Source organism: Lacticaseibacillus nasuensis JCM 17158 (assembly GCF_001434705.1).
Lineage (GTDB): Bacteria > Bacillota > Bacilli > Lactobacillales > Lactobacillaceae > Lacticaseibacillus > Lacticaseibacillus nasuensis.
The window spans coordinates 16,308-38,576 of the sequence record NZ_AZDJ01000022.1 but is presented as its reverse complement, the minus strand read 5'-3'; the positions used below and the strand labels follow the sequence as shown (position 1 = coordinate 38,576).

Annotated in this window: 23 protein-coding genes; 8 read left to right on the top strand and 15 right to left on the bottom strand. The window is 58.8% G+C overall.

Features of this window, described 5'->3' with window-relative positions:
* Window positions 1–73: 73 nt before the first annotated feature.
* On the top strand, window positions 74–877 hold the full coding sequence (locus FD02_RS05075; protein WP_056950969.1) for a Cof-type HAD-IIB family hydrolase: 804 nt from the start codon (window positions 74–76) through the stop codon (window positions 875–877).
* A 51-nt stretch (window positions 878–928) separates the two neighbouring features.
* Here FD02_RS05075 and FD02_RS05070 read toward each other — a convergent pair whose 3' ends face one another.
* A complete protein-coding gene (locus FD02_RS05070; protein ID WP_056950967.1) occupies window positions 929–1,441 on the bottom strand; it encodes a ClbS/DfsB family four-helix bundle protein in 513 nt (170 codons plus the stop codon).
* Between the two features lie 255 nt (window positions 1,442–1,696).
* Here FD02_RS05070 and FD02_RS05065 point away from each other — a divergent pair, with 255 nt between their 5' ends.
* Both FD02_RS05065 and FD02_RS05060 read left to right on the top strand, forming a co-directional pair.
* Window positions 1,697–2,788 carry a hypothetical protein gene (locus tag FD02_RS05065; RefSeq protein ID WP_054721908.1) on the top strand — a complete coding sequence of 364 codons (1,092 nt, stop codon included), beginning with the start codon at window positions 1,697–1,699 and terminating at the stop codon, window positions 2,786–2,788.
* Complete coding sequence (locus tag FD02_RS05060; RefSeq protein WP_056950965.1) at window positions 2,781–4,391, top strand: zinc ribbon domain-containing protein; 1,611 nt, start codon at window positions 2,781–2,783, stop codon at window positions 4,389–4,391. The genes FD02_RS05065 and FD02_RS05060 overlap by 8 nt, the downstream gene beginning before the upstream one ends.
* A 37-nt stretch (window positions 4,392–4,428) precedes the next feature.
* Here FD02_RS05060 and FD02_RS05055 read toward each other — a convergent pair whose 3' ends face one another.
* Window positions 4,429–5,256, bottom strand: coding sequence for an aldo/keto reductase (locus FD02_RS05055; protein WP_054721902.1), 828 nt, complete (start codon window positions 5,254–5,256; stop codon window positions 4,429–4,431).
* A gap of 143 nt (window positions 5,257–5,399) precedes the next feature.
* Here FD02_RS05055 and FD02_RS05050 point away from each other — a divergent pair, with 143 nt between their 5' ends.
* From FD02_RS05050 to FD02_RS05035, 4 genes are read left to right on the top strand one after another with little or no spacing between them, the layout of a single operon-like run.
* The gene (locus FD02_RS05050; RefSeq protein ID WP_082603316.1) at window positions 5,400–6,152 is read left to right on the top strand and encodes a lysophospholipid acyltransferase family protein; all 753 of its coding nucleotides are present in this window, start codon (window positions 5,400–5,402) and stop codon (window positions 6,150–6,152) included.
* Window positions 6,149–6,982 (top strand): glycosyltransferase family 8 protein, encoded by an 834-nt coding sequence (locus tag FD02_RS05045; protein ID WP_191980323.1) that lies wholly within the window; start codon window positions 6,149–6,151, stop codon window positions 6,980–6,982. The genes FD02_RS05050 and FD02_RS05045 overlap by 4 nt, the downstream gene beginning before the upstream one ends.
* A gap of 5 nt (window positions 6,983–6,987) precedes the next feature.
* Entirely contained in the window at window positions 6,988–7,929 is a 942-nt protein-coding gene (locus FD02_RS05040; protein WP_056950962.1) for a glycosyltransferase family 8 protein, read from the top strand.
* Window positions 7,926–8,801 (top strand): lysophospholipid acyltransferase family protein, encoded by an 876-nt coding sequence (locus tag FD02_RS05035; RefSeq protein WP_054721897.1) that lies wholly within the window; start codon window positions 7,926–7,928, stop codon window positions 8,799–8,801. The genes FD02_RS05040 and FD02_RS05035 overlap by 4 nt, the downstream gene beginning before the upstream one ends.
* Before the next feature lie 10 nt (window positions 8,802–8,811).
* On the opposite strand, the gene FD02_RS05030 is transcribed toward FD02_RS05035, so the two are convergent.
* From FD02_RS05030 to FD02_RS05010, 5 genes are all read right to left on the bottom strand, one after another.
* Window positions 8,812–9,486: a TetR/AcrR family transcriptional regulator gene (locus FD02_RS05030; RefSeq protein WP_156408243.1), complete on the bottom strand. Its 675-nt coding sequence runs from the start codon at window positions 9,484–9,486 to the stop codon at window positions 8,812–8,814.
* Window positions 9,487–9,569: 83 nt separating this feature from the next.
* Window positions 9,570–10,763 (bottom strand): amidohydrolase, encoded by a 1,194-nt coding sequence (locus tag FD02_RS05025; RefSeq protein WP_056950957.1) that lies wholly within the window; start codon window positions 10,761–10,763, stop codon window positions 9,570–9,572.
* 4 nt (window positions 10,764–10,767) lie between these two features.
* Window positions 10,768–11,238, bottom strand: coding sequence for a threonine/serine exporter family protein (locus FD02_RS05020; RefSeq protein ID WP_054721893.1), 471 nt, complete (start codon window positions 11,236–11,238; stop codon window positions 10,768–10,770).
* Window positions 11,238–12,002, bottom strand: coding sequence for a threonine/serine exporter family protein (locus FD02_RS05015; protein ID WP_054721891.1), 765 nt, complete (start codon window positions 12,000–12,002; stop codon window positions 11,238–11,240). Before FD02_RS05015 ends, FD02_RS05020 begins: the two co-directional genes overlap by 1 nt.
* A gap of 120 nt (window positions 12,003–12,122) precedes the next feature.
* Window positions 12,123–13,493 carry an NAD-dependent succinate-semialdehyde dehydrogenase gene (locus FD02_RS05010; protein ID WP_056950955.1) on the bottom strand — a complete coding sequence of 457 codons (1,371 nt, stop codon included), beginning with the start codon at window positions 13,491–13,493 and terminating at the stop codon, window positions 12,123–12,125.
* 183 nt (window positions 13,494–13,676) lie between these two features.
* Here FD02_RS05010 and FD02_RS05005 point away from each other — a divergent pair, with 183 nt between their 5' ends.
* A complete protein-coding gene (locus FD02_RS05005; protein WP_054721889.1) occupies window positions 13,677–14,594 on the top strand; it encodes a DMT family transporter in 918 nt (305 codons plus the stop codon).
* 54 nt (window positions 14,595–14,648) lie between these two features.
* Here the strand turns inward: FD02_RS05005 and FD02_RS05000 are convergent, their stop codons facing one another.
* From FD02_RS05000 to FD02_RS04965, 8 genes are all read right to left on the bottom strand, one after another.
* Entirely contained in the window at window positions 14,649–15,161 is a 513-nt protein-coding gene (locus tag FD02_RS05000) for a hypothetical protein (RefSeq protein WP_225352401.1), read from the bottom strand.
* Complete coding sequence (locus tag FD02_RS04995; RefSeq protein WP_056950953.1) at window positions 15,161–15,964, bottom strand: DUF3100 domain-containing protein; 804 nt, start codon at window positions 15,962–15,964, stop codon at window positions 15,161–15,163. The genes FD02_RS05000 and FD02_RS04995 overlap by 1 nt, the downstream gene beginning before the upstream one ends.
* A complete protein-coding gene (locus tag FD02_RS04990; protein ID WP_056950951.1) occupies window positions 15,961–17,232 on the bottom strand; it encodes a M20/M25/M40 family metallo-hydrolase in 1,272 nt (423 codons plus the stop codon). The genes FD02_RS04995 and FD02_RS04990 overlap by 4 nt, the downstream gene beginning before the upstream one ends.
* A gap of 132 nt (window positions 17,233–17,364) precedes the next feature.
* Window positions 17,365–18,828 carry a UDP-glucose--hexose-1-phosphate uridylyltransferase gene (locus FD02_RS04985; RefSeq protein ID WP_235806675.1) on the bottom strand — a complete coding sequence of 488 codons (1,464 nt, stop codon included), beginning with the start codon at window positions 18,826–18,828 and terminating at the stop codon, window positions 17,365–17,367.
* 10 nt (window positions 18,829–18,838) lie between these two features.
* A complete protein-coding gene (locus FD02_RS04980) occupies window positions 18,839–20,002 on the bottom strand; it encodes a galactokinase (RefSeq protein WP_054721885.1) in 1,164 nt (387 codons plus the stop codon).
* Window positions 20,003–20,015: 13 nt separating this feature from the next.
* Window positions 20,016–21,023, bottom strand: coding sequence for a LacI family DNA-binding transcriptional regulator (locus tag FD02_RS04975; protein WP_056950948.1), 1,008 nt, complete (start codon window positions 21,021–21,023; stop codon window positions 20,016–20,018).
* Between the two features lie 146 nt (window positions 21,024–21,169).
* Window positions 21,170–21,466, bottom strand: coding sequence for a hypothetical protein (locus tag FD02_RS04970; protein ID WP_054721881.1), 297 nt, complete (start codon window positions 21,464–21,466; stop codon window positions 21,170–21,172).
* 9 nt (window positions 21,467–21,475) lie between these two features.
* Window positions 21,476–22,252 carry an alpha/beta hydrolase gene (locus FD02_RS04965; protein ID WP_056950946.1) on the bottom strand — a complete coding sequence of 259 codons (777 nt, stop codon included), beginning with the start codon at window positions 22,250–22,252 and terminating at the stop codon, window positions 21,476–21,478.
* Between the last annotated feature and the right edge of the window lie 17 nt (window positions 22,253–22,269).

The window sequence follows — 22,269 nt, the reverse complement described above, 5'->3', positions numbered from 1 at the left end:
GACTCCGGCAAAAATGTGCTAAGCTTGGCCTGATAGAAGTGGCGACCAAGCGAAAGACAAGGAGGACGACAGCATGATCCGACATCTTTTCAGCGACATGGACGGTACGATTCTCGATGCCACCGGGCGCGTGACGGCAGCCACCGCCGCGGCGGTCCGCAAGCGGGGGCTGCCACTCACGTTGGTATCTGCCCGGGCCCCGGTGGAAATGGCGGCGGCCATGACCGCCTTAGGGTTAACCGGGCCACAGGTGGCATTTAACGGGGCCTTGATTTTTACGCCGACGGCCACCGGGTATCACCCGTTGGCAGCCCGGCCGTTGCCAGCCGGTGCGGCCCGAGCCGTGATTGAGTTGGTCACCCAGCAATTTCCTGCCGTCAGCGTGTCCGTGTACGATGACCAGCGCTGGTTGGCCACGCGGTTTGACGAAGGCGTGACCCATGAGGCCGCCATCACTGGGGTGCAACCGCAACTGGTCGCTAATCTCGCCGCTGAACTCGACGATCCAGTGTCAGTATTTAAGGTAATGTTGATCACGTTTGATGAGGCGTTGTTGACGCGAGTGCTCGTTGCGGTTCAAGCCTTGGCGCTACCAGGGATTATCGCCACCCGCTCGGTTACGGGTTACATCGAAGTGACCGCCGCCGGGGCCGATAAATCTGCTGGCGTGGCGGCAATCATGGCTTCGGCACGGGTGGCAGCAACGGACGCTGTGGCGTTTGGCGATGGTCATAACGATTTGCCGATGTTCCGGCTGGTGAGTTGGCCGATTGCCATGGGAAATGCCGCACCGGAAGTCAAACAAGCTGCCCGGTTGGTGACCAAGGCCAACACGGCAGACGGGGTGGCGTATGCTTTACAGCATTTGCTACCGTAACCGCCAAATAATAAGCGCGGCATCCAATTGTGGATGCCGCGCTTAATTTTGTTACGTTGTTTGTAGCTGTGCGTGGCGATAGTGGCGTAACAACTTGAAGGCCCAGTCGTAATTAGCGACGGTCACGATGCGGGCGTAGTCGCCGAGGCTGGCGTGGCCGGTCCAAGGATACAAGGTCCGGCTGAACAGTTCCTCGTCGATAGCGGCTTCGACCTGACGAATGATTTTCGTCTGGGTTTGATCTAACGCATCGGCTGCTTCTTGAAACGTGGTGGCACGATGGTCGGCCAAAATTTTGGCGTTCAGTTGATCCGTGGTGTGCCAGGTATAGGGGCGCGGAAGGAACCGGGCAGGTTGGTCACTCAGATTGGCCTGACTCCAGTTCAAGTAAAGCTGTTGCCATGCGCCAAGGTGAACAAGGACATCCTTGACGGAGGTTTCAGGATTAGTGAAATGAAAGGTTCCGCTGCGACCATGATCCGGTAGTGCCGTGATCAATTGCCAGAGGCGATCATAATGTTCCCGAGCGGCGATCAACAACGTTTCTCGTGAGTGTGGTTGCATAAGCATTCCTCCTCGAATCGTTTGAGTGCGCCATATTTTCATTCCATCTTCATTTTCGGCTTCATTTTGCAAAATTGCAAGCGCAGTCGCGATTCTGCGGGGCATTCGCCACGGCTTGCACCGCACAGGTTAAACTATTGAGGTAATACAGTGTGCAGGCGGTACCAAAACCCGCGAGAAATTACGCTTAGCCATTGTGTTGCGATTAGAAAAGGGCAATAATTTAAGTAATTTAGGATTTGGGAGGAGCAATAGATGGGGAAACGAGAAGATTGGATCAGTTACTTCAAGTCTGTCAATGGCCGCGAACCGACGGCGGCGGAAATCGAGGCGGGCAAGGCCGAATGGGGAGATTCGCCGGCCGCCAGCACGACGACCGCAAAGCAAATCGTGGGTTACGATACGCAAACTGGTGCACCGATTTATGCCGACCAAACGACCGCGCCGGCACAATCGGTTGCGGAGCCACAAGCTCAACCGCAACCACAGCCCCAACCGCAACCACAGCCACAGCCCCAACCGCAACCACAGCCCCAACCCCAACCACAGCCGCAAGCTGCGCCGGGTGCGGCATCTGTTGCAGTGGCCCCGCTGGCTCCTGGCGCTAAGCCGGTTGACCAATTGGTTTACTTCTTCAAAAGCGGCTCCTGGAAAACCGGCGCTGGTTGGCGCCAAGCGATTGCCCCAACTGGTGGGCTGACTCCGTTGTTAGCCGTTTGCAACCTTCTGCTCGGTATTGGTTGGCTCGTCACCGCCGTGCATATGGGGATGTTTAAGTCTGCCGTGAATACGCTGAGTCAAGGCACCGGCTTAATTGGCGAGATTTTTGGCTCGAATAGTCTGACGACACAGATGCAAACTGCCGTCAGTGGCGCCAGCAACTTAAATGTCCTGTTTTGGGTGCTGACCGTCGCCGTTTTGTTCATCGGGGCCAATGGCTTGTGGCGGTTTGTCCACACGAACTTCGATGAATACCTCTTGTCCGGCGGGGTCATCGGGTCTGCCGTGATTGGCTTGGGCATTTATTTCAAGCTGAACAACGTCTTGAACGGTTCCTTGTTAAGTGGCCAGAGCTATACTCGTGGAGAATTATTGAAGGCATTGCATCAGATTATGCATGGCTCCGCTGCCGGCGTGCAAACCACGCCGGCCGGCCAAGCCGCCTACGATTTCTACCAAGAATACGCCAGCAAAATCGGCGTCATCAAAACCTTCATGAAGAACTTGGTGGATGGGATTCTCGGCGTGCAGCACTGGCTCTTGGCAGTCGGCATTGTCGCCGTGTTGGCATCAGTTCTAGCAATCATGGGCTTATCTAAAGGATGGGGGAAGCGGCAACATGGATAATGAATGGGCAAAAGCATTCGAGGCGGCAAACGGGCGTAAACCAACCTTTGCCGAATTTACAGCACACCAACAGGAACTCGACCAGGCGAGTGCGGCCGCTTCGGTAACCGCGACTAGCCAAGCGGCACCAAGCCAAGCCGCGGCCAGCACTGCGGCCCCTCAGTCAACCGCAGCGGCAAGTCAGCGTCAGGTGGTTGGCTATGATACGCAAACCGGCGCCCCAATTTACGCGGATGACAGTGCGCAACCGGCACAACCACAGGCACCGGCGCCACAACCACAAGCTTCACAATCTCAACCTCAGCCCCAAGCGCCACAGCCTCAGGCACAACCACAGTTTCAACCGCAAGCCCAGCCGCAAGGGCCAACGCAGCCGCCGGTGCCACCGACGACTGGCGGTGCCGGCAGTGGGTTTGACTTCGGGGCGTTCATCAAGTCGCCGAAGGGCATGATAACCGGCGGCGTCATCATTGCTTTGATTGCCTTTTTTGCGATCGGTAAGTTGACGGATTGCACTGCCGCCGAGCTGCAGAGCCGCTACAGTGCCGCAATGGCCGCAAAGGATCCCGCCAAGTTGTTGAAGCTATTCCCACATAGCCAAACGAAGTCCAAGTTTGCCAAGGATGGGGCCAAGCAACTGATCAAGGTCAACTATGCCGCCTCGAGCATCATGAGTGGCGAAAACCAAGTGGTGCGGGTCACCTCGAAAAACTGGCTATTATTCTTCAAAAAGTATCAGCTAAATATCACCCCAACCACGGTGAAGCTGGCCAAAAGTGCCAAGCAACATGCCTTGTACTACAAGGGCAAGAAGGTGAGCACGAATGACCTGAAGGCACCGCTGTTTTACGGTAGCTACACCTTCACGACGACGCAAAGTTCCCAGTTTGGCTCCGTGAAGGCTAAGGCCTCGGTGGCCGGCGGCGAGCGCAAATCGACCACGCTGTCGTTCCCGAAGTCCACGAATTACGTGACGATCCCAGGCGGCCCGAACACGTTCAAGGTCAGCTATAAAGGTAAGGCCACTGACATTACGCTAAAGGCCAAGCGGCAAAAGGTCGGCCCGTTCAGCCAAAATGTTGACGACCCGGCCAGTGAGCTGACCATCAGCGGCACTTATGGCAACACCGTGACGGTCGACAAGGCCAACTTAAGTGATGTGACGGAAAATGGTGGCACAAGCCTGCCGAATAGCGATGACGACGGGATGATGTACGAGTTGCCCAACAGTGCCGTCACTTACGACTTTAAGAACATCAAAACCAACGTTGATGCCTTCGCCAAGCAATACTTCAAGGCGGATCACTCCGGGTCATGGAGTGGGTTTACGCTGGTGACCGCTGGGTATAAGGACAACGCTGAGCTGAGCGGTGACGATGATTCGGATGAAACCGACACCTATAAGAACATCGATTTCACGCAGGCTGACGTTCAAAGTTACCTTGGCGATGACGGCAGCATCTACCTCTACGTGCCATTTAACATTAACTACACGTACAAGTACGATGATGACAGCGACACCGAAGATTCTTCGTCGTATGTCGCCATTACGTTTAAGGTTGCGCAAGATGGTAAGTTGTATGGCGCTTCAAATTCATATTAACGACAAAACCGCTGACGCAGGTCAGCGGTTTTTTGATTTAGAATTCTTCGTAAACGGCGGGATCTTGTTGCTTCATGCGGCCATCGGGTTTGCTTAAGGCGTTGATGGCGGCCATGTCTTGATCGGCAATCGTGAAGTCGAGGGCCAGGTTCTCGCGTTGGCGGGTCAGGTGGGCCGATTTTGGAATCGGCAGGGTGCCCAGCTGCACTTCCCAGCGCAAGATCAGTTGGCCGACGCTGACAGCATATCGCTTGGCCAGGTTAACTAACACGGGATCTTGTATCACGGCGCTGGCGCGACCCAAGGGGCTCCAGTCCTCGGTCAAAATCCCATGCGCTGTATCGTACTCGCGTTGTGCGGCTTGGTTGAAGTAGGGATGTAACTCGATTTGGTTCACCACGGGCAGCTCGCCGGTTTCTTGCGCGAGTCTGTCGAGGTGGGCGGGCAAGAAGTTGCACACACCAATGTCGCGGACGAGGCCGAATTGCTTGGCGGCTTGCAAGGCCTGCCAGGCTTCAACGTAATGATCGGCCTTGGGGTTCGGCCAATGCAGCAGGTACAAGTCGAAGTAATCTAAGCCGCTGCGAAATAACGACTCTTGAATTGCGGTGATGGCGTCGTTGTAGTGGTAGTAGCGGCCAGGTAGCTTCGAGGTGACCACCAACTCGCTTCTTGCGACGCCGCTGCGGCGGATGCCCGCGCCAACCGCCCCTTCGTTTTCATAGTTGTAGGCGGTATCGAGCAGGCGGTAGCCGGTTTGAATGGCGCTGGCAATCGCGTTGGCGCCGGTAGTGCCGGTGAGCTTGTAGGTCCCAAACCCAACGGCCGGCACACGCATGCCACTGCGTAAAACATAATTTTTCATGAGTGCCTCCTTTGTGGTTAAGGTCATGGTACCGCGGGGGTTGGGGATTGTCCAAGCGAGTCGTCTGGCTTGCTCTGAATTTTGCCTAGCAGTATAATTTTCAGGAAAAGGATGATTGAGTAGTCACTCAAAAGGAGGCGCCGGTGAGTCGGATTCGTTACTATACGGACTTTGCCCAAGACATGGTCACTAGTCCCGAGACGCGCGAGTTGCCCAGCGACTACCAATGGTTACCGCAAACCACCGCTCAGCGCGTGGGGGATCGGCTCATCGCCACGGTTTGCCGCTGGGTTGGTCGCGCCGTGATTGCACCCGTTTGGCATTACCATGTGGTAGGCTTGGCGAAGTTGCGCCAGGCGCCGCAGGGAATTTTTTTATACGCCAATCACACGCAACCGGTGGGGGATGCCTTCATGCCGCTGGTGCTGGGCGGTCGGCGGCAAACGTATGTGATTGCCGCCCCGAGTAACCTTAGCGTGCCGGTGATGGGCAAACTGGTGCCGCGTGGCGGCGGGCTCGTCTTGCCGAGCACGCGCCGGCAGCTGGTGCAGTTTAATCAAGTCGTGGCGTCGGTGATTGCCGCCGGCGCGATGGTGACGGTGTATCCCGAGGCGCATGTGTGGCCCTACGCGACGCAGATTCGGCCGTTTGTCCCAGGGGCGTTTCATTATCCGGTGGCGACCCAGGCGCCGGTGTTTGTTCAAACCAACGTTTACACGCGGCGCCACGGTCGACCGCGGATCACGGCCTACATTGACGGCCCAATTGTCCCGGATCAGCACCTGAGTCAACCGGCCCAGCGCCGTCAGCTCGCCGCGGCAGTAGCCGTGCAGATGAAGCAGCGCGCAGCCTTGAGCGACGCGAGTTATATTGAGTACCGACGGAAGGAGGAGTGAAGATGGATGTGTTATTTTGCGGCGATGAAAACATGGCCGATGGTTTGTTAATCTCGACATTGGCTTTGTTGAAAAACGTCTCGGAGCCGCTGCACGTTCACCTGTTGACGGCGACGTTGCGCAATGCGAAGCGCCAGTTCGTGCCGTTGTCGCAACACACCGCCGACTTCCTCCAAGGGGTAGTGACCGAACATGATGCCCGCAACACGGTGACGCGTTATGACATCACGGACTTAGTGCAGGCGACGCCACCGACGGCCAATCGGGAAACGATTTTCACCCCTTATTGTATGTTGCGGCTGTATGCCGACTTGGTGCCGGCATTACCCGAGCGCCTGTTGTACCTGGATACGGATGTCGTGTGCCGGCGGGACCCTGGTAAGTTTTACCATCAAGACTTAACGGGTACCCAGTTCGTCGGGGTGTTAGATTATTACGGTCGGTGGTTCTTCCACAGCCAGTTAAAAGTCGCCGACTACATTAACTCCGGGGTGTTGTTGATGAATCTGGCAGAGATTCGCGAGTCGGGGTTATTTGCCCGGGCGCGCCTGATGTGTCAGCAGCGGCAAATGTTCATGCCGGATCAGTCCGCGTTGAATAAGTTAGCTAACCACAAGCGGGTGGCCCCGCGCCGGTATAATGACCAGCGCCGGTTGCACCGCAACACGGTGTTTCAACATTTTACGACGAGCTTTCGGTTGTGGCCGTGGGTGCATACCCTGACGGTGAAGCCGTGGCAAGTAGACCGCGTGCACACCGATTTGAAGCTTCACGAATACGATGATCTGCTGAGCGAATACGCCAGTTTGGCCCCGCAACTGAAAGGATAGCACTTATGACTGTAGTCCCAATTTTCTTTGCCGTCGACGAAAAATACGTCGCCCCATTAAGCGTCGCGTTGACCTCGCTGATTGCCAACACCGATCCCGCCACCGAGTACCAAATCACGATTTTGAATCAGGGCTTGGCGCCAGAGTCCGTTACCGCATTAGGCAGCATGGCGACGGCCAACGTGCACATCGGCTTCGAGTCGATGGCGGCCAAGTTGCAAGAGCAGGTGCAAGATCATGGCAACACCTTGCGCGCCGATTACTTCACGTTGACGATTTATTATCGCCTGTTTATCGCCGACATGTTTCCCCAGCTGGACAAGGCCATTTACCTCGATGCGGACGTTGTGTGCGAAGCCGACGTGGCCAAGTTGTTTGCCACCGACGTGAGTCACGCCTTGGTGGCCGCGGCTCCCGATCCGTTTATCGCCAATGATCCGATCACCGCGGCGTATGCCGAGCAGGTCGTTGGCGTGCCGGCCAACGAATACGTGAACTCTGGGGTCTTAGTGTTGAACCTGAAAGCGATGCGCGCCGCCCAATTTTCCGCGCACTTCTTGACGCTGTTAAATACTTACCACTTTCCAAGCATCGCGCCGGACCAAGACTACATCAACGCCATCACGAACGACCAGTTAGTGTTGTTGCCGAGCCGCTGGAACGTGCAGGCTCCTGGGGAAACGGCACCGAATCTGGTGCACTATAACCTGTTCAATAAGCCGTGGCATTACGCCAAGGTCGACTACGGGGAGAACTTCTGGCATTATGCCCCGGCCACGCCGTACTTTGACCGGCTCAAGGCCGGGCAGGTGGCGTTTGGCGAAGCCGGGCGCGCCCATGATGAAGACCGGATGCAAAAGCTGGTCGGTAAGGCGGAGTCGACGACAAAGGCCGGTGGCGTTACGTTTGCCCAGGTCCAACAATCGACTGGTCAGGTGCGTCTATGATTGCGAATCGACTACTGCGAGGCGACCGCCGGGCCGTGGTCGCCAACATTGCCACCGCCGCTCAGGCCCACAACTGGTACGCAAAGGTGGAAACCAACGATCCCGCGCTGACCATTGCCGAGCAACAACAGGTGTTGGCCGCGTATTTGCGGCGGCGTCAGACGTTGGGGTTTCACCTCAACACCGGTATCGCCCGCGCGTTGATGGGCACGGCGGCGCGGCTTGAAACAGCCGGCGTCACGATTAGCGGCGCCGAGCAGCTGGCTGGCATCACCGGCGGCGCGATTGTCACGAGCAACCACTTCTCGCCGGTGGAAAACATGATTGTGCGTAAAGCCGTGCGCGGCCACCGGCTGATGATCGTCAGCCAGTTGACCAACCTGCAAATGGGCGGGATGCTGGGTTATTTGATGAATTACGCCGACACGCTCCCGGTGAGTACGACGACGCAATACATGGGGCGCGATTTTCCCGCCTTGCTGGAAGCCAACCTCGCACGCAACCGGTTCATTTTGATCTATCCGGAAGCGGAGATGTGGTTTAACTATACGCGGCCGCGGCCACCCAAGCGCGGGGCGTATTATTATGCCGCGCGCTTCGGGGTACCGGTGGTATCCTGCTTCATCAGTATGGCACCCACTGCCAAGGCGATGTCGGCGGACTTCACCGCCGTGCAGTTTCACATGCACGTGTTGCCGACGATTTGGCCGGATCACGCCAAGTCGGTGCGCGACAACGCGCAGCAAATGATGCAACAAGATTACGCGCAAAAATGTGCTGCCTATCAGGCCGCTTATGGCCAAGCGGTGACCGCACCATTTTCGCCGCAAGACATTGCCGGGTGGCGTCACGCCACCATTAAAGAAGCGTAGCCGCGGTCGGCTACGCTTCTTTGCTTGGGGTGAGGGCCTTGATCAGCGCGGTGATGAGGCGCTGGACGTCGCCGTCCGCCAAGGGTTGATTAAAGTATAAGGTGCTGACCAAGGTGCCGCCGACCAGCGACCAAATCAGCCGCAAGATGGCTTGATCGGACCACGCCACGATCTGGTTGGTGGTGCGCAGGTGCTCGAGTTCGCTGTGCACGGCGCGCCAGTATCGTTCGGGTAGGTTGGCCAGCAGGCGCTGGCGAATATCGTTGCTGTAGATGACTTCGCCAAGGAACACCTTGACCACCGCGGCGTTGTTGGCAAAGAACTTGACGCGCGCCATCACCAAGGCGGTGATAAACCCGGTCAGCGTGGCCGCCGGTTTCTGGAGCTGCGCGGCGGCGAGGCGATCCATCGTGGTGGGAAAAATGGTTTCCACCACCGGGTCGATGATGGCCTGCAAGAGCCCAGCCTTGCTGCCGAACTTACTGAAGATATTGCCTTCCGCCACACCGGCGCGCTTGGCGATTTCGTGGGTGCTTGAGTTGGCGTAGCCCTTTTCGGCAAAAACGTCGATGGCCGCCGCGAGAATCGCGCGCTGCTTGGTGGTGAGGGCCGCAAATATGGGTTGGTTGGTAAACGGTTGAATCGTCGCCGGCATGGCTATCCGCTCCTTTGAGTATTTACTCAATCGTACCACCTGCTAAGGGGCTGTCAACCGTATCGCTCAGTTCTGCGGGCAGCAAAAAAGCGGCGTTGCCGCCGCTTATGCAATTACCCTTGGGCCTGTGAATAGGCAACCACCGCAGTGCCCATCGCCTCAGCGGCAATCAGCAGGCTGTCCTCGTTGACCAGAAAGTCGGGGGAATGGTGGGGGTGCACCTTGCCGTCGGCCACCGCCGCGCCGACGTAGAAGTAGGTCGACGGGACGTAATGGTTGTAAAAGGCAAAGTCCTCGGAGGGGTTCAACGCCCCGCAGTCACCAACCTCGGTGACACCGGCCAGGTTGGTAGATTTCAACGCCGTGGCGACCTGATCGGTAAAATCAGGGTCGTTGACCATTACCGGCGCGCCTTCTTGATACTGCAAATCGCAGGTGACGCCAAACATCGCCTCGAGGCCCTTGGCGAGGGTGGCGACTTGCTGGTGAATCAGTTTGCGGGTGTCTTCTGCCATCACGCGCACGTCCCCTTTTAACACCACCTGTTGGCGAATGGCGTTGTAAGCCGCGCTGGCGCCATCAAAAGAACCAATCGTGACGGTCCCAAAGGCGAAGGGATCGAGCCGGCGGGAGACGATGGTTTGGGCGGCGGTCACGAAGTAGCTGCCTGCCACGATGGCGTCGTTAGACAGTTGCGGCATCGAGGCGTGACCCCCGTGGCCAGTGATGGTGAGGTCAAACCGGGCGCCACCGGCCTGGGTTGGGCCTGCGTGGTAGCCGATGTAACCGGTGGGCATCGTGGTTTGAATATGGGCGCCAATGACGTTGGCCACCCCGGTCAAGACGCCGCCGGCAATCATGTCCGGCGCGCCACCGGGAGCCACCTCTTCGGCCGGTTGGTGCAAGATGCGAATGGTGCCGTGGAGTTGATCACGCAGCTCGTTAAGCGCCTTGGCCAGTACCATCAAGTAGGCGGTGTGGACATCGTGGCCACAGGCGTGCATGACGCCTGGATTGACCGACTTAAATGGCAGGTCGTTTTCCTCCTGCACCGGCAAGGCGTCAAAATCCGCGCGCACCGCCAGGGTTTGGCCCGGCAAGCCGCCGTGAATGTCGACGACGAAGCCATAGCCCGTGCCGAAGTCCTGCGGGGTCATCCCAAGTTGTTCGTAATAATGTTTGATGTACGCCGCAGTGTGTTTTTCGTGGTACGACACCTCGGGATGCGCGTGCAGATAGCGGCGCAACGAGATGAGCTCGGGTTTATCGGCGGCGAGTTTGGCCATCAATTCAGTTTGTAACGACATGTGCTCACTCCTTTGCATGACGGCGCACCCAGCGTGTGAGGGTGGGGCGTAGCGGATTGAAAATGGCTTCGGCGATGACGAAGCCCACCGCCAAGGCGATGGCAATCGTCAGCGTCTTGACTAAGCCTTGTTGGGCGGCGTTGTCGCGCCCGAGCGTGAAGTCTTTCATGCTCATATAAATCAACGCGCCAGGCACCAGCGACACCAGGCAGGGGATGTATAACAGATTCACCGGCGCGCGCACGACGATGGCAAACAGGTTGGCCAACAGCCCGATGACGATTGCTGCCAGCAGGTTGGGCGCGATGGGGCTGGCGGTTTGGGAGCTGACCAGCACGTAGACCAACCAGGCTAAGGCACCGGTGAAACCGGCAGGCAACAGCGTGCGGCGCGGGACGTTGGTGATGACGCCAAACCCCACGGTGGAGGCAAACGCGACAACGAAATGAATCAACCAGGTGACAACGATTGGCATCACAGCACCCCCAAGGCGCGGATGAGGCCGCTGCCGATGACGACGCCACCGCCGATGGCCCCGGCCACCATGACCGCGTCCACGGCGCGCACCAGTCCGGATATCGTGTGCTTGCCGATGATTTCGCGCAGGGAGTTGGTCAAGGCAATGCCGGGTACCAGCGGCATCAAGGCGCTGATGATGATGTTATCCGCCGACGTGGCGAGTCCCAATAGCTGCAACGCGGTGGCCAGCAAGCCGATGATCAAACCGCCGCCGCCCGGGGCAATGTAGGGCGTGGTGGAATGGCGGCCTGTCCAGGCGGCCGCCACGTAACCAGCGATGCCGACGACAAACGCCCAGGCTAAGTCACCCCAGGTCGCCTTAAACAGCAACATGGGCGCGACGCCGACGACGCCGGCGCCGAGTAATTTTTGCGGCCAGGTGAAGTCGATGACCTTGGCTTGAATGCGGGTGACCCCAGCTTGTAAGGTGGCAAAATCAATTTGGCCGGCGACGAAGCGGCGCGATAGCGTATTGATGTCGTCGACTTTTTGCAGGTTGAAGTCGCCGGTGCGGACCTTGACCAGATGCGTGGCGGGATCGGCTGCCGCCGACACGAAGACCGCGGTCATGGTCGCGTGGCACGACACCGTGACGCCGGCGGCTTGGCCGATGTATTCGGCCGTGCTTTCGACGCGGGCCGTTTCCGCACCATTGATCAATAGAATGGCCCCGACCGCGCCGCACAGCTCGATGACCTCTCGTTCAGTGGGCTTTGCCACTTCAATCGACTCCCTTCCGGTTGCAGTTAAGTATAGCCATGCCAGGATGCCGATTCAAGCCGGTAATGAATATTTTTTGCATATAAAAACGCTGACGTGATTAACGTCAGCGTTCGGTGGTTAGGCCTGGGCATTTAGAATCAGGTGCTCGTTGCTAAAGGCGTTCAACCCGAGGTCGCACAGCTCACGGCCGTAGCCGGAATTCTTCACGCCACCGAAAGGCAATTCCGGGGCGGTGATCCAGGGCCGGTTGATGGTGGTCATACCGGCTTCGATTTGTTGCGCCACGGCATCGGCATGGGCGGGGTCGGCGGAGAAAACCGTCGAGCCAAGGCCGTAGCTTGAATCGTTGGCCAAGGCAATCGCGGCCGCCTCAGAGTCGACGCGGTAAATCGCGGCGACGGGGCCGAACATTTCTTGATTGTAGGCCGGGTTGTCCTTGGCGATGTCGGTGAGAATTGTCGGGGTGAAGAACTGCCCCGGCAAGTCGATCGGCGTGGCCCCGGTGACCCGGGTGGCGCCGGCGGCAATCGCCGCTTCGACTTGCTTTTGCAGCTTTTGCTTGGCGCTGGCGCTAGATAACGGGGCCAGCGTGGTGGCGCGATTCATTGGGTCGCCTGCTTGGACGCGCTCGAATTCGGCTTTCATGAAGGCGACGAATTCGTCGTACTTGTCCGCCATCACGATGAAGCGCTTGGACGCGGAGCACACCTGCCCGGCGTTGAACAGACGGGCCTGAACGGCTTGGGCCTTGACCTGGGTCCAGTCGGCGTCATCGAGGATGATGAAGGCGTCATTGCCGCCTAGCTCCATCGTCGACTTCTTGAGGTTGGCCCCGGCTTCGGCGGCCACTGCGGCCCCGCCGCGTTCGGACCCGGTTAAGGCCACGCCAGCGACCCGCGGATCGGCGATGGCGGTGTTCACCTGATCATAGCTCAAAAAGAGGTTGGTGAGGCTGCCCGTCGGTGCCCCTGACTCCGCGACGACTTTGGCGAAGGCTGCCGCGCAGGCGGGGGTACTCGACGCGTGCTTGAGAATCATCGGGTTGCCCAGCATGAAGTTCGGGGCGAACACCCGCATGATTTGGTAATACGGGAAGTTCCATGGCTCGACCATCACCAGCACGCCCACAGCTTGCCGAATGATGTAGGCTTTGCCGGCGGTGGTGGTGATCGGCGTCGGGGCCAAGAGCGCTTCGGCGTGGGTGGCATAGTACGCCGCGATGTCGGCACACAGGTCGACTTCGGCCTCGGCCTCGCCGATCAGCTTGCCCATTTCTGTGGTGATGGTGGTGGCCAAGGCGGTTTTCTGTTGCCGCATCAAGTCGGCGATGGCCTGCAGTTGGCTGGCGCGCTGCTGCCGGTCCTGATGCCGCCAGTCGTGATACAACGCGTCACCGGTGGCTAATGCAGCTTGTAAATCCGCGTCGCTGGCGTTGGGATAGGTCTGGACGACTTCATTGGTATATGGATTGATTGTTTGATATGCCATGTTAATCTCCTTAATATAATTGAATTGGTTACGCTTATATTGTAACGCAATTCGCCCTCGGAAGAACAGTGGTCTAGGTGTGGGCAAACAAATGAGGTTGCGTCCCCGCCGCCTTGCGCCAAATTGCCCTCGTGCCGGCCAGAAAAATGCGGTAAGATGGATGAATTGTGGAGGCGAAGCGTGATGACGAATAAGCAAAAGGGAATTCTCTGCGCCATTTTGGGGCCGGTGTTGTGGGGCGTGTCCGGCAACGTCGCGGAGTACCTTTTTGACCAGCCGGGGATTCGACCGGATTGGCTGGTGGCGATGCGCATGCTTGGTGCAGGGACGCTGTTGATGGCCATTAGTCTGGCGACGAAACGGCCACAGCTGGTGGCGCTGACGCGTGACCGCTCGGCTTGGGTGCATAGTATGTTATTTGGTCTGTGTGGCGTGTTCGTGTCGCAGTTCACCTATTTTTCGGCTGTGGCCGCCAGTAACGCGCCGACCACCACGGTGTTGCAGGCACTGGGGCCGGTGCTCATCATTTTGTACCTGGCCTTGCGCAATCGCCAGTGGCCGCCGCGGCTTGATGTGTTATGCGTCGTAATCGCCTTTGCCGGCATCATTTTGCTCGTCACGCACGGGCACCTCGGGTCGCTAGCGCTGACCCCGCAAGGCTTGTTTTGGGGGATTGGGGCCGGCGTCGGCGCGGCGTTATACACCTTGATGCCCGGCCAGTTGTTGACCCATTACAGCACCGACTTGGTGTTAGCCTGGGCGATGCTGGCGGCGGGTATCGCCAATGTGCCGGTGCTGTTCCTGCAGCCTTGGCCAGCGCTGACCGCACTGGACGTGGCAGGTATCGCGTATGTGACCATCGGCGGGACGTTGTTGGCTTACCTGCTGTATGTCTCCAGTCTGCGCTACCTGCGGCCGACGACGGTGGGGATGCTTGGCGTGTTTGAGCCACTGACGGCAGCCGTCGTGTCGGTGGTGTTCTTCCACCTGCGCTTCGGCGGCGCGGAGATCCTCGGCGGCCTCTTGATTCTCAGCGTCACGTTTCTGCAAACCCTCCCGGTGCGCACCAAGTTGCCGCGCAGAGTCGAGTCCTCACACTAAAAATGGCGCCGCGGTGTGCTCCTGATGGGAGTCACGCCGCGGCGCCTTTTGGTATTATTTTCCGCTGACCATCAGCGCCAGCTGGGAAATCAAGGTATCCATGAAGTACATACCGAAGTAAACGAAGATGGCGACGACGAAGATTTTCCAGGACAGCTTGCGCAAGGCGCCAAGGTCGTGGGCCACGGAGATGCCGGCGAAGGCCAGCACCGAGGTGGTCAGCGACAGGAAATCGACGGCGCCGATCACCTTGACGAAAAACGGACTGATCAGGCAGAACACTAACGAGACGATGGACACCCAGCCCAGCATCGGGAAGTCTTGTACGATTTTCCACGGGGTTTTCTTCATTAACATGCTGATGCCGACGCCAATCAGCGAAAACAACCACAAGGTGCCCAGGCCAATCAAGGTGTTGGTGGTGATGGGGGTGCTGGCCGGGTTGCGAATCAGCTTGACTGCCTGCACGAACAGGGTCAAGCAGACGGAAAGGCCAAGCACGCCGGTGGCAATGAGGAAGTCATGCGCGGGACTCGGTTGAACGGTGGATTGCGATTTTGCTTGCATTAGGCGGCCTCCTGAACGGGATGTTTATCGAGTTTTGCAGTCATATGATTGTAGATGAAGCGCTGCAGCGGTACGGCGATGAAGTACATGATGTAAGTGCCGATGAAGCTGGTCAAAAGCTGACTGGCCGCGGCGTAGCTGGTGATCGTCTCGGCGTGGGCGGGATGAATGGCAACCAGCGCGCTGGAGGCGGCGGTCATCATCGATGCGGAACCGACGCCGCTACTCATGGCCACGGCGCGGAAGTCAAAGCCCATGGCCAACAGCAACGGGGCCAGAATCGAAAAGACGATGGAGCCAAACACGGTTCCAATCAGGTAAATGCCGAGCACCCCATGGCCTTCAGGGGAGTCGAGGGTGTATTTTTCGGAGATGTAGGCGAGCTCGCCTTCGCGGCCAAGCCCCAAGGTGCTGCCGATGGCTTCGCGGCGAATACCGAGCAACAAGGCAATCGGCAGGCCGAAGAGGATGGTGCCGAGGTTGCCGGCTTCGTGAATCAAGAAGACCCAGCCAATCGATAGGATCTCGTTGATCTTCGGGGCAACATCCGCGCCGTACCGCGCCATCAGCGGCAACATGATGAAGATCATGTACTTGCCGGCGAACTTGACGCGGTCGTTGGAGTACAGGCGCTTGAAGAAGCCGCTGGGAATCAGCGAGAACACGATGCCCAAGATCACGGCGAACACTAGGGGCAACACGGAAATGGTGATGGTGCCGAGGGTGAAGGTTAAGGTGCCGATCAGCTCGGCGATGAAGTCGATGACCATGACGAGAATGACCAGTGGAATCAGTTTTTTCATTGCGCGGTGGCCTCCATTTTGGCAAGAGTGGCAGCGTAGTCGGCGTATGGCCGGTGGTACAGGTCAATGGTGTCGAGGTGCTGAGTGATGCGCTGCATGCTGTGCATGACGAATTCCGGGAGAATCTGCAGGACGAACTCGGGGTCGACGAGTTGGAAGTCGGCGCCGTGAATCGTGCCGTGAAAGCCGCCGTGGCTAATCTGGATGCTTGGCAACATGAAGCCAAGGTCGCCGATGTCACCGGCGGCGGCAATCGCGCCGCGGTCCGTGATGATGTCCTCAATGGCGGGCGTCTCGTCGTAAACGGTCTTGACCTGGGCGTTCATGGCGTGGTTTTGGCGGAACGGCAGGTAGCCGACTTCGGTGGTGATGTCGACGCTGCCGCCGAGCGCCTGGGCCGCGCCAAGCGCCGCGTGATCCAGCCGGCCCATGATGGTATTGGCGTAGTCGAGATTCAAGTAGCGGACGTCGGTGCCGATTTTCACGTGGTCGGGAATCACGTTGATGCTCATGTCGGCGTCGATCATGACGGGGTTGAAGCGAATCAGCTCGGTGTCTTTCACCTGCTGGCGCAACATGCCGGTGGCGGTGTCAAACAGGCTGGAGATGCTATAGGCGTTCACGCCGGAAAAGGGATCGAAGCCCGCGTGGCTGGCGCGGCCATTGAAGTCGTAATACTTGAAGTTGAAGCCGGCGAGGTCGCAGTTGAGCTCAACCGTACGCTTGGTGAATTCTTCCCCGATGGCGTGGATGCACACCGCCAAGTCGATGTCGTCGAACACCCCGCGCTTCATGGCCTCGGGCTTGCCGCCAAAGTAGGTAATCTTGCCGGCTGCGCGCAGCTGCTGGCGATAAGGCAGGTCGACGTATTCTTCGGCCGGGACGAAGATGAACACGACGTTGGTGGTGAACTGACTCAAGGCGTCAGTGGTGCTCAACGCGTGAATCAGGCTCAGTGCCACCGTGGTTTGAGTAAAATGGCCACAGGCATGGGCGGCCCCGGAATCTGGGTCGGCTTGCGGGTGGTGCGGTTGATAGACCGCATCCAACTCGGCAATGAAGGCAATGGTGCGGTCGCGGCCTTGATCGAAGCGCACCTTCAAACCCGTACCACAGAAATGTTCAATCGGAATGTTCGGGTTTAACCGCTGAATCTCTGCTTCAACTAACTCGCCGGTGGCGTGTTCCTTCCAGCCAAGCTCTGGATGATTAAAGATTTTATCGGCGATTTCCCGCGCCTTTGGGTAATACTCAGCATAACTATTCACAATAGCCCTCCTTGAGTTAAATACGAACGATAGGTACAGGTTATCAGTAATTCTTCGCATATTCAAGGGTTCCGAACGATTTTTTGTGGCTTGACGCGTCAAAAAAAGCGCCCGCTGGCGGGCGCGTGGTGGTTATAAGGTGTGAACGAATCGTTGGAAACCGGCTTGGCCGGCCGCGTCGCGTTTAAAGACGCCAGCATTTTCCAGCACGGTGGCAAACACGTTGCCCACGGCTTGTTGCAGTTGGCGGTGTGCGGTGGCCGGCGTCCAGGTTTGCGTGGCGACGAGCTGCTCGGCCCAGGGGCGGTGCATTGGCGCCATGGCGTTGGGCTGGCCCAGCAGGAACTTCTCGACTTCGGCCAGTTCGGTTTTCAATCTGGCGGGCAGCACAGCCAGCCCCATGACTTCGATCAGGCCGATGTTTTCCTTTTTGATGTGTTGAACGGCCGGATGCGGATGAAAAATCCCATCCGGATACTCGGCGCTGGTTTGGTTGTCCCGCAGCACCAAGTCGAGCTGGTAAGCCTGATCGACGCGCCGGGCAATCGGCGTGATGGTGTGGTGCGGCGTGCCGGCGGTAACCGCGCGAATCTGCAGGGCCGGGTCGCTGTAGCCTTGCCAGGCGGTGAGAATATGGGTCGCGGCCGCGGCCAACGCGGTGCGATTGGTGCTGGTCAGGCGAATCACGCTCATTGGCCACTTGACGATGCCGGCTTCGACTTGCGGATAGCCGGGCAAGGTGATTGGCGTGGCAATCGGCGCCTTGGCCATGGCAAAAGTGTGGCGGCCGCCTTGGTAGTGCTCATGTGCCAACATCGAGCCGCCGACAATCGGCAAGTCGGCGTTGCTGCCGACGAAGTAATGCGGAAATAGGGTCACCAAGTCGAGCAGGTTGGAGAAGGTTTGCGCGTTGATGTGCATCGGTGTGTGTTGGCTGTCGAGGAAAATGGCGTGTTCGGTGAAGTACGCGTAAGGCGAATACTGCAGGCCCCAGGTGCGGCCGCCGAGGCTCAAGCGGACGATGCGGTGATTTGCCCGCGCCGCCCAGTCGGCGCGCCCGGCGTAGCCTTCGTTTTCCAAGCACAGGGCGCAGGCGGGGTAGCCGGCCGCGGATTGCTTGGCGGCTGCGGCGATATCCTTGGGGTCTTTCTCCGGCTTGGACAGGTTGATGGTGATTTCCAGGTCGCCGTAGTCACTCGGCGCGGTGAAGGCGATGTTTTTGGCGATGGCGCGGGTTTGGACCTGATTGTTCGCGCGGCATAAGGCGTAAAAATAATCGGTGGCCGCACTCGGCGAGTCCTGATAGCGGCCCCAGAATTCGGCGTTAATCGCGCTGGGGGCCGGCGTGGCCAGCGCCATCAACGCGGCGCCGAGGATTTCCTGGGCCGAATGGGTTTCAGCAATGACGCCGGCGCTCACCGCGGCAGCCACGAGGCGGTCGAGGTTCGTCAGCGGATCTGCCGCGGCCGGCACGCTGGCGCTGGCATCCCCGCACAACGCACGGACGCGGTTGGTCAGGTACACCCGGTCTAGCGGGGAATAGGTGGGATTTAATTGCAAGATATGGGTAACGTGTGCATCAACGGCTGTGGTCAACATGTGCCTCCTAGCTGAGTTGCTTTGGACCAGCGGCGATTTCGGCGACATAAAAGTCCGCCGCGTAGCCGATGGCGGCCTCATAAGCCGCGCCCACCGCCTGGGTGAACGCGGCGACGTTGGCCTGGTTCACCAGCGCAATCGCGCAGCCGCCAAAGCCGGCGCCGGTCATGCGGGCACCGAGCACGCCGGGCTGCTGCAAGGCGGCCTTGACCAAGGTGTCCAGTTCAACGCCGGTCACCGCGTAGTCATAGGCGAGGCTGACGCCGCTAGCGCTGACCAGCCGCCCGAAGCCGGCGAGGTCGCCGGCTTTGAGCTTGGTTGCGGCGGCTAACGTGCGCTGGTTTTCCAACACGGCGTGGCGGGCGCGGCGAATCAAGGTGTCGTCATAAATCAGGTAGCTGTATTCATCGAAGGTGTCGGCATCGAGTTCGCCCAGTGAGTGAATCGGCAGCTTGGTTTGCAGGCGCGCCAAGGCGGCTTCGCATTCGCTACGGCGCTCGTTGTACTTGGAATCGGTGAGGGCGCGGCGCTTGTTGGTGTTCATGATGACGATGACGTTGTCGCCGAGGTCAAGCGGCACCGGCTCGTAATCCAGCGTGTTGGTATCCAGCAGCAAGGCCGTGTTCACCTGACCCATGCCCACGGCGAATTGATCCATGATGCCTGAATTGACGCCGACAAAGTGATTTTCGACTTGCTGGCCGAGTTTCACCAGGTCCAACGTCGGCACGGCGAGGCCGAACTCGGTGCTCAGAATCGTCCCGCTGAGCAGCTCGATGGACGCCGAGCTGCTCAGGCCCGCGCCGTTGGGCAAGGTGCCTTCGATGTAGATGTCTAAGCCGTGGGTGAAGTCGCCACGCTTGGCCAGTCCCTGGGCCATGCCCTTGAAGTAGTCGGTCCACTGGTTGTCCTTGGGGCCAGTGAGCTCGGCAAGCGGCAGGGTGATGGTGCCGTTCCCCGGAAAATTCCCGGAGGTCAGGCGAAACGCGTTGACGGCGTTTTGCGCCACGGCGGCGTAAGTCCCGAGGCTAATGGCGCAAGGGAAAACGTGGCCGCCGTTATAATCGGTGTGTTCGCCGATTAGGTTGATGCGGCCCGGGGCAAAATAAGTGTGCGTCGGCGCGGTGCCAAAAGCGGCGGTGAAGCCGGCGGTTAAGTCTGGTGTGGTCATGGTCATGCTCCTTTCAAGCTAACCGGGTCAGGCCCGGTGTCGTTTCACGTTGAATCAACTGGGTGGCAAAAGTGAGTTTCTCCGCCACGGCATGCGGCTGTTGCAGGCGGGTCAGCAACAGGCGCACGGCTTCGGTGCCCATTTGCTTGGTGGGCACGCGCACGGTGGTGAGTTGCGGCGTAATGTAGCGGCCGATAATGGCGTCGTTGAAGCCAATCACCGCCACGCGTTGCGGAATGGCGAGGTGATGCTCGCGTAGCGCCTTGATCGCCCCGACGGCCATCAGGTCATTGGCGACAAAATAGGCGTGCGGCAAATCGGTGCCAAGCTTGGTGATGGCTTGGCTCATGGCCGCGTAGCCGCTGTCGATGGTGAAGTTGCCGGTGGCGACGAGCGCCGGGTCGTATCGCCCGGCGACGGCTTGCTCGGCTTGAAAAGCGCGGGTGCGCGGATCGAGCAGCGGCGTTTGGTCGGTGGTGGTTTCCTGGCCGGCGAGAAAGCCCAGCCGCGTGTGGCCCATTTGCGCAAACGCCTTGAGGATTAACCGCACCGCCGTGGCAAAATCCGGCAGCACGCAGGTCAAATCCTGGGCCAAGGTGTCTTGGTCGATGACTACCACCGGCTGGCGCGTCGCCTTGAGTTGGGCGAGTTGGCTGCGCGAGTACTTGCCGATGGCGATGATGCCGACGATGTCCGGGCCAACGCTGATTTGCGACGCGGCGAAGTGGCGGCGGATGGTGTAGTTCGCCGCGGTGAGTGCCTCTTCGCAGGCGTCGCGAATCTCCCGGTAATACAAGTCGCTGGCCTCGGTGCCTTCGTCGTACCATTGTAGAATCGCCACGGTGCCAAGGCGCGCGGCTCGGCGCTCCACCGGCCGGCGATAATTCAGTTGTTTGGCGACGGCCACGATGCGGCTGCGGGTGGCTTCGCTGACCCGCAGCGCCGGGTCACCGGACAACACGCGCGAAACCGTGGTCGCCGATACGCCGACGGAGCGGGCAATATCATTTAAGGTCGCCATGAGTGCCTCCCTTGCTGGTAAATTTTTCACTCTTATTGTCCACCGAGCGGCTGCTAGGCGCAACCGCTTACGCCATTTTTTCCACGCAAAAAGCGCCGGCAGACTAGGCGACCGGCGCTTTGCTGAATCGAGTAAAAAAAGGTAAATTAATTGAAAATCAAGCCGTTGCGGCCGGTGACGTTGAGCACGTACAGGAACAACAATAAGGCGTTGAGGATGAACGACAGCACGACGATCGCATAGCGTAGGCTGAAGTTGTGGACCCAGGTCTCGAAGTTGAACCAGCCGAAGCGTTTGCCCTTAAAGGCAACCAGGCAAATGATCAAACCGACGACCACCACCGCTTGAGCGATGGTGCCCGGCATGTACAAGTTGGCGGCTTGGCGTTGGGCGGCGTAGATACCGTAAGCCAAGACGTCGAGGACTAAGGCGAGAATGGTCATGGCAACCTCCTAGCGACGCAGCAAGTGATAATCGAAGAACGCCCGGGTGCCGGGCAAGGCGAAGTCCGTGTAGTCGCGGGCGTGGCCGCTACCGGGCACGACATGAAGCGTCACGTCGCGGCCGAATGCGGCGGCCTGCTCGACGAAGCGCAGCGTGCCGGGCAGCGGGGTCAATTCATCGATTGAGTTATACATCAAGGTCGGCCCTAACTTGGTCGACAGGTGATTCAACGGGTTGACCGCGGTGAGCTTGGCCGGGGTCAAGTCACCGAGGTAAGTTTGAATAAAGTACTTATAAAACGCGTCGTGAATCGCGTGAATTTCGGTGAGTCCGAGCTCGGCCTTACCGTCGACGGCGGGTTTGACCACCTGGTGTTTTTGCATCCAATCGGCAAAATCCGTCACGCCGCTCCAGCTGGCCACTGGGTAGCCGAGTTTGAGGCTAGCGGTCAGCGTCATCGTGCCGCCCACCGACGCGCCGAGCAAGCCGACGCGCGAGCGGTCAAACTGATAGTCGCTGTTGGTAAGCCAAGTAATCGCCGCCTCAAAATCATCCTGCGCCGCCGGATATAAATCTGCCGGGGCTAAGCGGTAATTTGGAATCGCCGTCACATAGCCGGCCTTGGCAAAATAGTTGCCGATATCGGTATCGTGCGCCTTGTCGCCGCGGAACCAGCCGCCGCCATGGGCGAACACGATGGCCGCGCCATTGGGCTGATCAGGCAAATACAAGTCGAGTTGTTGTAAATCATTTTTTCCATACGCCAGATTCAATGCTGTTTTCACACCGTACCTCCTATAAC

Coding starts and splice junctions, on each gene's coding strand:
- FD02_RS05075 (WP_056950969.1), top strand. CDS start 74: ATGATCCGACATCTTTTCAGCGACATGGACGGTACGATTCTCGATGCC.
- FD02_RS05070 (WP_056950967.1), bottom strand. CDS start 1,441: ATGCAACCACACTCACGAGAAACGTTGTTGATCGCCGCTCGGGAACAT.
- FD02_RS05065 (WP_054721908.1), top strand. CDS start 1,697: ATGGGGAAACGAGAAGATTGGATCAGTTACTTCAAGTCTGTCAATGGC.
- FD02_RS05060 (WP_056950965.1), top strand. CDS start 2,781: ATGGATAATGAATGGGCAAAAGCATTCGAGGCGGCAAACGGGCGTAAA.
- FD02_RS05055 (WP_054721902.1), bottom strand. CDS start 5,256: ATGAAAAATTATGTTTTACGCAGTGGCATGCGTGTGCCGGCCGTTGGG.
- FD02_RS05040 (WP_056950962.1), top strand. CDS start 6,988: ATGACTGTAGTCCCAATTTTCTTTGCCGTCGACGAAAAATACGTCGCC.
- FD02_RS05035 (WP_054721897.1), top strand. CDS start 7,926: ATGATTGCGAATCGACTACTGCGAGGCGACCGCCGGGCCGTGGTCGCC.
- FD02_RS05025 (WP_056950957.1), bottom strand. CDS start 10,763: ATGTCGTTACAAACTGAATTGATGGCCAAACTCGCCGCCGATAAACCC.
- FD02_RS05020 (WP_054721893.1), bottom strand. CDS start 11,238: ATGCCAATCGTTGTCACCTGGTTGATTCATTTCGTTGTCGCGTTTGCC.
- FD02_RS05010 (WP_056950955.1), bottom strand. CDS start 13,493: ATGGCATATCAAACAATCAATCCATATACCAATGAAGTCGTCCAGACC.
- FD02_RS05005 (WP_054721889.1), top strand. CDS start 13,677: ATGACGAATAAGCAAAAGGGAATTCTCTGCGCCATTTTGGGGCCGGTG.
- FD02_RS05000 (WP_225352401.1), bottom strand. CDS start 15,161: ATGCAAGCAAAATCGCAATCCACCGTTCAACCGAGTCCCGCGCATGAC.
- FD02_RS04995 (WP_056950953.1), bottom strand. CDS start 15,964: ATGAAAAAACTGATTCCACTGGTCATTCTCGTCATGGTCATCGACTTC.
- FD02_RS04980 (WP_054721885.1), bottom strand. CDS start 20,002: ATGACCACACCAGACTTAACCGCCGGCTTCACCGCCGCTTTTGGCACC.
- FD02_RS04975 (WP_056950948.1), bottom strand. CDS start 21,023: ATGGCGACCTTAAATGATATTGCCCGCTCCGTCGGCGTATCGGCGACC.
- FD02_RS04970 (WP_054721881.1), bottom strand. CDS start 21,466: ATGACCATTCTCGCCTTAGTCCTCGACGTCTTGGCTTACGGTATCTAC.